Source organism: Streptomyces jumonjinensis (assembly GCF_009600885.1).
GTDB lineage: Bacteria > Actinomycetota > Actinomycetes > Streptomycetales > Streptomycetaceae > Streptomyces > Streptomyces jumonjinensis.
In genome coordinates, this window is record NZ_VCLA01000160.1 from 136,297 (window position 1) to 143,620 (window position 7,324).

A 7,324-nucleotide genomic window follows, 5' to 3' on the forward strand; every position below is an offset into this window, starting at 1 on the left:
GCCCCGCCGTACGGCTCGGTGTGCGCGTTCTTCAGCAACCGGTCCAGAGCGGTACGGGCACCGGTGTGAAGGCGGTCGTGATAACGCGCCCGGGGCCTGCGATGCACCATCGAGATCCCAAACCGCATGGTCAGTTGACGGCCCTGGCCTCACCAATCCGAGCAGCCAGCATGAGGGCGAGCGGACCGGCAGGGAGCAGGAAGCGTCCCTCGGCGGCGGCTTGTACGGCTTCGGTCATGGGCCACCACGTCAGTTTGAAATCCACTTCGCTGGGGGTCAGCCGCTGCGGGCCCAGCGACAGCTGACGTGCCTCGAAGAGGTGAACACGTGCGGGCGAAGCAAGGGTGATGGCATAGGAGCCCAGCGGGCTCCAGGCCTCTGCGGTGATCCCGGCTTCCTCGGCGAGTTCTCGCCGGGCACATTGCTCGGAGGTCTCGCCGTCCTCTCTACGTCCGCCTGGCAGGAACAGATACTCGCCGCCGTGGTCGGGGAAGTGTGCGGAAAGGATCGCCGCCTGCCCCTTTCCGTCCACGGCGACGACCACAGAGGCGTCGCGGGTCGGGGTGCTGGTGTTGTCGTCGCTCATGCGACGCGAGGGTAGCGGTGCGTCAGGACAGCCAGGCCGCAAACGGGACGCTGGTAACTTCCGGGCGGACGATTCCCCGCCCCCAGTAGCCGCCCTCCCCGAATGCGTCACCGTGGTCGGCACACATGATGATCAGCCAACGGCGGTCGCGGGTCAGTGTGTCGATCAGCCGCCCGAGATGGGTGTCGGCATAGGAGAGGGCCGCCTTCTGAGAGCAGATACTGTCCCTGCTGTCGCCGATGTAGAAGCCGTCGTGGTCGCGCGGGCCCGCCGGGCTGACGCCCGGGACTGTGCGCTGCCCCGTGGGCCGGAGACAGGAGACCGGGCCCTACCGGGTCAGCCGGAGGTTCCACCCGCCGGCGCCCTGGTCGTCGTCGTGACGTACCAGGGCGGGCTGGTGGGTTTCGGGGGCGGGCCGCCCGGCGTCCTCCCATGCGGCGAGCCAGCCGCGCAGAGCGGTGAGGGACGGGGAATCGGCGGCGTCGGCGAGGACGGCTCCGTCCTGCTGGATGACAGCGGCCGTGGCCGGGGTGGAGTGCCCGAGGGCCCACAGATCCGGGTTGACCCCGGCCATGGTCAGCTGCGGGCCGGCGGTGGCCGCCGCCCAGGTCCGCCAGGACGGCCAGTCGACCGCTACCCCGCCGTACGGCTCGGTGTGCGCGTTCTTCAGCAACCGGTCCAGGGCGGCACGGGCACCGGTGTGGAGACGGTCGTCATCCTCACGCCAGGCGATGGAGATCCAGGAGGGTGCGGGGACGCGGTTCTCCCAGTCGACCCAGCGGCCGGGCAGATCGAGATCGGTCTTCGGGGAGGCGGTGGCCTCGATGTACCCGCCGTTGAACACGGCCTCCACGGCCGGCCGGCCGCCGCTCACCCGGATCTTGGCGACGAGGGTCATGTTGGGCACGGCCGCGATGGGCAGCGGGGCGACGATCAGACCTCCGTCGGCTGTCTGGTCGACCCACGCCTGGGGCAGCAGCGGCGGGGTGCACCAGGCCACGATCCGGTCGTACGGGGCCCGGTCGGCGAACCCGGAGGTGCCGTCGGCGGTGTGGCAGCGGATGTTGCCGACGCCGCGCCGGTGGTGGATGAGACCGGCCCACCGCACCAGGTAGTCGTCGATGTCGAGGCTGGTCACCGTACCCCGTGGGCCGACGAGATGGGCGAGGAGGGCCCCGGAGTAGCCGGATCCGGTGCCGAACTCGGCGACGTTCATGTCCGGGCCGACATCCAGGGTGGTGAGTTCGCGGTGGATCACCCTGGGGTTGGAGCGGTGCGGGGTGGCACCGCGGCCTTCGTGGTGCGTGTAGTGGCGCTCGGGAACGGTCTCGGCGGCCAGGGCGACAGAGGGCACGCTCACTCCTTGGAGGGACGGACAGGTACGTATGTGCAACTGCTCCGGGCGGGTGAAGGACACGTCCGGGGGAACGTCGGTCAGATCCGCAGAGCGGCATGGTGGTGCCGACCGCCCTCGGTGTACTCGCCGACCGGCCCGACACCGGGCAGTTCAACCCAGGCGTGGTACTCGGTCGGCGGCGGCAGGAACCGGGCGCCCAGGCACCAGGTCAGGTCCTGCCTCAGAAACGCCGCCGCGAGGACGGAGCCCAGGCTCGTCTCGGCGCACGCGACACGGCCCGGCCACCATCGCCCCGCGTGCCGTACCGCGGCGACCAGAGCCTCGGCCCGTGCGGGGGTGAGCGGTCGGTGTCCGAGCCGCCTGGCCCAGCGAACGGCGCGGACGGTGTGGCGGAAGGGCAGCCGCAGCAGCACCAGGGCGAGTGCGAGCCCGGCGAGGGCAGCGGCGCGTTCGGGGAGGGTCCCGGTGCGGGTGGTGGAGTACGCCTCCCTGCTCGTCATCGCCACCACCCCCACCAGCGGCGGCGGTGCGGGGCCGGTCCTTGCCGGGCGAGTCCGGTGGCGGTGAGGGTGTTGGAGACGGTCCGGATGTCCTCCCGCGCGTGGTCGGTGGTCAGTCGGTAGCGGGTGGCGTACTCGACGGCTGCCTGGGCGGGGGTGTTGCCCGCCAGCAGGAGCATGACCGCCGCGGCGGCGGTCGGGGTCAGGTGGGTCCACCGGCCAGTGAGCTCGTCCAGGATTGCCCCGCCCTCGTCGGTGAGGACGGGGTGGGTGCCGTCACGCAGCTGCCACACGGAAGTTCACCTTTCGCCAGACGGGAGTGTGCGCTGTGTCGAGCTGGCGGAGCCAGATTTCGGCGCTGGTCACCAGGTGCAGGGCTCCTTGAGCGGTAGGTTGTCCGGCCGCGGCACGCTTCAGCATCGCGTCGACGGGGGCTTCGGCGGCCAGTCCGAGGGCGGCAAGCCGGGAGGTGGGGCCGAGCAGGTCCCGCAACTGGCCGGCGTGACGGCGCAGGCCCTCGTAGGCGAGGGCGTTGAAGCCGCCCTTGGTGACGCGGGTGAGGACGAAGCCCGGCAGGACCCCGGTGCCTGCGAACGCCGAGGCCAGCAGAGGCTTGTACCTTCCGGGTGCCCCGCGCTGGTCGGCCGGGACGGCGAGGCAGGCCCGGACGACCTCGTTGTCCAGGTAGGGGGCGGACAGCTCGATCCCGTACCCGGCCAGGGCGATCTCGCGCCATCCGCCGGTGTTCGCCCCGACCCGTGCGAGGTCCTGTCGGTCCGCCCACGGGGCCAGCAGCGTCGGTGGGTCGGCCAGTTCGTCGGCCGCCCGGATAAGGGCGTCGGCGAGGTGGCGGCGGGCGTCCGGGCTCATCCAGTCGGCCGTGGCCAGCAGCGGCGTCCAGCTCACGGGCCGCTGAGCCTGCGGCACCCAGGCCCGCACGGGACCGCGCAGGTCGGCAGCGATCTGCCGCCAGGCACCGGGGAGAGACGTGCGGGCCGCCGGGTGGGCCCGGCGAAGGGCCGTGAAGGCGGAGGTGTGCCGCAGCCGGCCGTGGCCGAGCGCGTGTCGCCAGGCGTCGCGTGGCCGCCGCGTCCGCAGCAGGTCCGCCAGATAGGACGACGGCGCGGACAGCAGAGCGTCCCCGCCGGCCCCGGTCAGATGGATGCCGGGCACGGTGTGCCGGGCGGCGACCGTGTCCAGTACCGCCCGCTTGATCGCGGCGGTGACTGTGTAGGCGTTCGGTGCGTCGGTGACCGGCAGGGCGGCGAGGTCGTCCAGGCCCTGGTAGTACACAGTGTCCGGATTTCCGGACACCACCTGGTGGCGCAGGCCCGGAACGGTGGCTGCGGTACGGGCCGCGTAGGCGAGGTCGTCGTCCCGCAGCCTCGGGTCGGCGAAGGTCAGGGCGGTCACCGGTCCGCTGCGGGCGGCGAGGCAGGCCAGGGTGGTGGAGTCCAGGCCCGCCAGATCCGCGCTGACAGGACGGCCGTCGATCCGGGCGGCCACCGCCTCGAAGAGCGCGGCCCGCACGGCCGGCCCGGCCCGGTGGAGGTCCACCGGGCCGTAGGAGGCCGGTTCGTAGGGCACCGTGCCGACCTCCTCGGGGCCGATCAGCAGCAGATGACCCGGCGGGACGCGGCGCACGGTGCGGAACAGGCTCCGCTCGCCGAGGACGTCAGGCTGCCCGAAGGCCAGATGGGCGGCGAGCGCGGCCGGGTCGACCGGTGCCCCGTCGAGTGCGGCGAGCGCACAGGCCGAGGTGGACCACCAGGTCCCGGCCGCGTCCGTGCGCCAGTACACCGGGTGCTGGCCGGTGAGGTCGCCGATCACCGCGAGCGTCGGGCCGCTGCGGGCAATCGTCAGGTAGGAGCCGGGCCAGCGGGTCAGCGCCCGCCATTTCCCGGCCCGCACCAGGGCCGGCGCGTTCGCCAGCTCGCGGTCGTCGGCCCCGCACTCGCCGATGACAGCCAGCGCCGCCCGGCCCTCACCGGCCGTCCTGATCCGAGCCGAGGGCCAACCAAGAGTCCATGCCGCGTCCAGGCCCGGCACCGCCCGGCCCCCGGCCGGCAGCCGGTCACAGGCGCTGTCGCCGTACCACCCCGCGCTCCACCTCATCTGTGCCCCTTTCCGCATACGCGCTTGCGTGGTTTCGTAGAAACGCGAAGGCGCCGGGCCGCCCGCCCCGTGTCCCAGCACGGGAGGCGGGCAGACCCGGTGCCCTGGTGGCGCCGGAGCCGGTCCGTGGCGCAGGAGTCCCTTCCCGGCCCCGGCGGATCAGAAGGTCAGGCGTTCTTGTACTCGGTGTCGTCCGCGGTGTCGAAGGTCTCGGTGCCCAGCGTCACCTCGACGACAGCGCCCGCGTCCAGCACGACGGGTGCCTCGTAGACCGCGGTGAGGGTGTCTTCCATGGCGTTCTCCTTCACTCGCCGCCCCGTGCGCATCCTGATGAGCGCACAGCCGGGCGGGATGTTCCAGTCCGGCTGTCACTGGCGTTCACGCCGCCGGGCTGTGACCAACAGTCAACTGGCCGCCACGCACGGCGAGTAGAGTCCGGGCCGGGCCAGGCCGTATATCGGGTATACGAGGGCGAGGACCCCATGACCCAGCGCATGCCGAACCACCAGCTCAGCGAGCTGATCGAGGAATCCGGGCTGCCGTACGACGGCGTCGCCCGCGCCGTGAGAGCGGTCGCGGCAGAGAGCGGCCAGCGCCTGGGGACCAACAAATCGGCCGTCCACCACTGGGGGGCGGGCGTCGTGCCGTCCGGTTCGACCCCGCAGTACCTGGCTGAAGCGCTCTCCCGCCGCCTCGGCCGGCGCATCACCCGCGAGGACCTCGGCCTGCCCTCCCCGGACGGCGGTGAAGATGGCAGCATCGGACTGACGCTCGACTTCGACCCGGTCGAAACCCTGGCCGCCATCGGGAAGGCTGACGTGAACCGCCGCAGATTCCTCTCCGCCTCCGCCTACTCCATGGCCGCCGCCGCCCTGCCGCTGGAGACCGTCCGGGAGACCGCCGCCCGGACCCGGGCCGCCGCGAACGGGGCCATGGCCGGTCACGCCGATGTCGCGGCCGTACGGGACATGGTCCGCCTCTTCATGGACATGGACGAGCGCCACGGCGGGCAGCACGGGCGCTCAGCGTTCGTCCAGTACCTCGTCACCGACGTCCTCGACCTGTGCCGGTCCCGGTTCAGCAGCGAGGAGGCCCGCGCCGAGGCCCTGTCCGTCGCCTCAGCAGGCGCACACCTGGCGGGCTGGAAGGCATATGACAGCGGCGAGCAGGGGCTCGCGCAGCGCTACTACCTGCAATCGCTGGCCCTCGCCCGCGAATCCGGCATCCCCGGCCAGGACGGCTTCGTCATGCGCACCATGTCCCAGCAGGGCATGAAACTCCACCGGTCCGAACGCTGCCTCGCCCTCGCCGAAAGCGGCTGGGCACGTGCCCGGGGCAGGGTCGACGGCCAGACCGAAGCCCTGTTCGCCATCACCCACGCCCACGCGCTCGCCAAAACCGGGCAGACCGATCGCGCACTGGCCGACGTCAAACAGGCCCACGCCTCGCTCGCGGCCGGGGCCGACGACCAGGTGCCCTTCTGGGCCCTGGTCTGGGGACCGCCGGCCGCCACCGTCCACTCCCGTACCGCGAAAGTCTTCGAAACCCTCGGCGACCGGCCCAACGCCGCCCGCCAGTACGCCACCGCAGCCGCCAGCCGCCCCGGCACCACCTACGCGCGGATCATCGCCCTCGACCTCGTCGCCCAGGCCGAACAGCAGGCCAAACAGGGCAGCATCGAGCAGGCATGCGCTACTTGGAACCGAGCCATCGACACCATGGACGGCGTACGGTCCGCCCGCACCCGCAAGGCCATCCGTTCCCTGCGTGGCGATCTGAACATCTACCGCGCCCGGGGGCTGCGATGCGCCACCGAACTCGACGAGCGCGCCCGGGTCTTCCTCGCCAAACAGCGCTGACCGCCCGGTCGGCCAGGAATCCACGGACCCCGGAGGGAAAGAGGCCAGCAACCCAACAGCCAAGCGACCTTTCGGACAGGCCACTGCCCGCCCCTCAAGAACTCGCCTTACTTGCCGTACAGGTCAATCCACTGTCGACCTGCTCACGGAGAAGCGGGCCGTCCCTCCCTGGAAGCAGCAGCCGTTCGGGGACCTCCTCGCGGACCGCGCACTGGACCATGCCATCGCCCACGATGACCGGCTCACCACGGACCGCGCCGCCCTGGCCCGCCGGTACGAAGCCGCCTCCCTCGCCCTCACTGAACGGACGGAGCGCGATGCGGCTGGCGGCCGGACCCACGGGCAGACGTACGCCGCCGGGGCTGGTGTGCTCCTGGACATACGCCGCGGGCCCGCCGGACCAGCGGCCCCCCTCAGCCGTCGGCCGCCGCCGAGCGGTCCATGACACGGGTGAACGGGCCCGGGGCCGAGGAGAGATCCGCCCAGACGCCCTCCTGGGCGATCCGGCCCGACTCCAGGACCGCGATGCGGTCCGCCCGGCGGATCGTCGCCGCGCGGTGGGCGATCACCACCGTGGTGCAGCGGGGCAGTCCCGCCGTCAGCTCCGCCTCCCCCACCCCGTCCAGCCGCGCCGTCGTCTCGTCGAGCACCAGCACCCTCGGCCCCGTCAGCAGCGCCCGCGCCAGCGCGACCCGCGCCCGCTGACCCCCTGACAGGGTCGTCCCCCGCTCCCCCACCGCCGTCGCGTACCCCTCGGGCAGCGACCTCGCGATGCGGTCGACCCCGGTCGCCCGGGCCACCGCCGCGAACCGCTCGTCCGGCGCGTCCGGTGCGCCCAGCCGCAGATTCTCCGCCAGCGTGCCATGGAACAGCGGCGCGTCCTGCCCCACCACCGCCACCGTCCGCC

General features: G+C 72.6%; 9 protein-coding genes. 1 reads left to right on the top strand and 8 read right to left on the bottom strand.

What is annotated here, in order from left to right; translation table 11 throughout:
- Positions 1–130: 130 nt before the first annotated feature.
- From FF041_RS23320 to FF041_RS23350, 7 genes are all read right to left on the bottom strand, one after another.
- Positions 131–586 (bottom strand): NUDIX hydrolase, encoded by a 456-nt coding sequence (locus FF041_RS23320; protein ID WP_153483602.1) that lies wholly within the window; start codon positions 584–586, stop codon positions 131–133.
- 22 nt (positions 587–608) lie between these two features.
- Entirely contained in the window at positions 609–827 is a 219-nt protein-coding gene (locus FF041_RS39265) for a sulfatase-like hydrolase/transferase (protein ID WP_323392480.1), read from the bottom strand.
- A gap of 87 nt (positions 828–914) precedes the next feature.
- Positions 915–1,940, bottom strand: a complete 1,026-nt coding sequence (locus FF041_RS23330) for a protein-L-isoaspartate O-methyltransferase family protein (RefSeq protein ID WP_323392474.1) — start codon at positions 1,938–1,940, stop codon at positions 915–917.
- An 80-nt stretch (positions 1,941–2,020) separates the two neighbouring features.
- The gene (locus FF041_RS23335) at positions 2,021–2,443 is read right to left on the bottom strand and encodes a lasso peptide biosynthesis B2 protein (RefSeq protein ID WP_153524609.1); all 423 of its coding nucleotides are present in this window, start codon (positions 2,441–2,443) and stop codon (positions 2,021–2,023) included.
- On the bottom strand, positions 2,440–2,736 hold the full coding sequence (locus FF041_RS23340) for an HPr-rel-A system PqqD family protein (protein WP_153524610.1): 297 nt from the start codon (positions 2,734–2,736) through the stop codon (positions 2,440–2,442). Before FF041_RS23340 ends, FF041_RS23335 begins: the two co-directional genes overlap by 4 nt.
- A complete protein-coding gene (locus FF041_RS23345) occupies positions 2,720–4,558 on the bottom strand; it encodes an albusnodin/ikarugamycin family macrolactam cyclase (RefSeq protein ID WP_194292133.1) in 1,839 nt (612 codons plus the stop codon). Before FF041_RS23345 ends, FF041_RS23340 begins: the two co-directional genes overlap by 17 nt.
- A 167-nt stretch (positions 4,559–4,725) precedes the next feature.
- Positions 4,726–4,851: a lasso RiPP family leader peptide-containing protein gene (locus FF041_RS23350; RefSeq protein ID WP_186767996.1), complete on the bottom strand. Its 126-nt coding sequence runs from the start codon at positions 4,849–4,851 to the stop codon at positions 4,726–4,728.
- A gap of 189 nt (positions 4,852–5,040) precedes the next feature.
- Here FF041_RS23350 and FF041_RS23355 point away from each other — a divergent pair, with 189 nt between their 5' ends.
- Positions 5,041–6,417, top strand: coding sequence for a hypothetical protein (locus tag FF041_RS23355; RefSeq protein WP_153524612.1), 1,377 nt, complete (start codon positions 5,041–5,043; stop codon positions 6,415–6,417).
- A 413-nt stretch (positions 6,418–6,830) separates the two neighbouring features.
- On the opposite strand, the gene FF041_RS23360 is transcribed toward FF041_RS23355, so the two are convergent.
- Positions 6,831–7,324: ATP-binding cassette domain-containing protein (locus FF041_RS23360; protein WP_153524613.1), on the bottom strand; the 494-nt coding region annotated here is incomplete at its 5' end.

Coding starts and splice junctions, on each gene's coding strand:
- FF041_RS23345 (WP_194292133.1), bottom strand. CDS start 4,558: ATGAGGTGGAGCGCGGGGTGGTACGGCGACAGCGCCTGTGACCGGCTG.
- FF041_RS23335 (WP_153524609.1), bottom strand. CDS start 2,443: ATGACGAGCAGGGAGGCGTACTCCACCACCCGCACCGGGACCCTCCCC.
- FF041_RS23350 (WP_186767996.1), bottom strand. CDS start 4,851: ATGGAAGACACCCTCACCGCGGTCTACGAGGCACCCGTCGTGCTGGAC.
- FF041_RS23355 (WP_153524612.1), top strand. CDS start 5,041: ATGACCCAGCGCATGCCGAACCACCAGCTCAGCGAGCTGATCGAGGAA.
- FF041_RS23320 (WP_153483602.1), bottom strand. CDS start 586: ATGAGCGACGACAACACCAGCACCCCGACCCGCGACGCCTCTGTGGTC.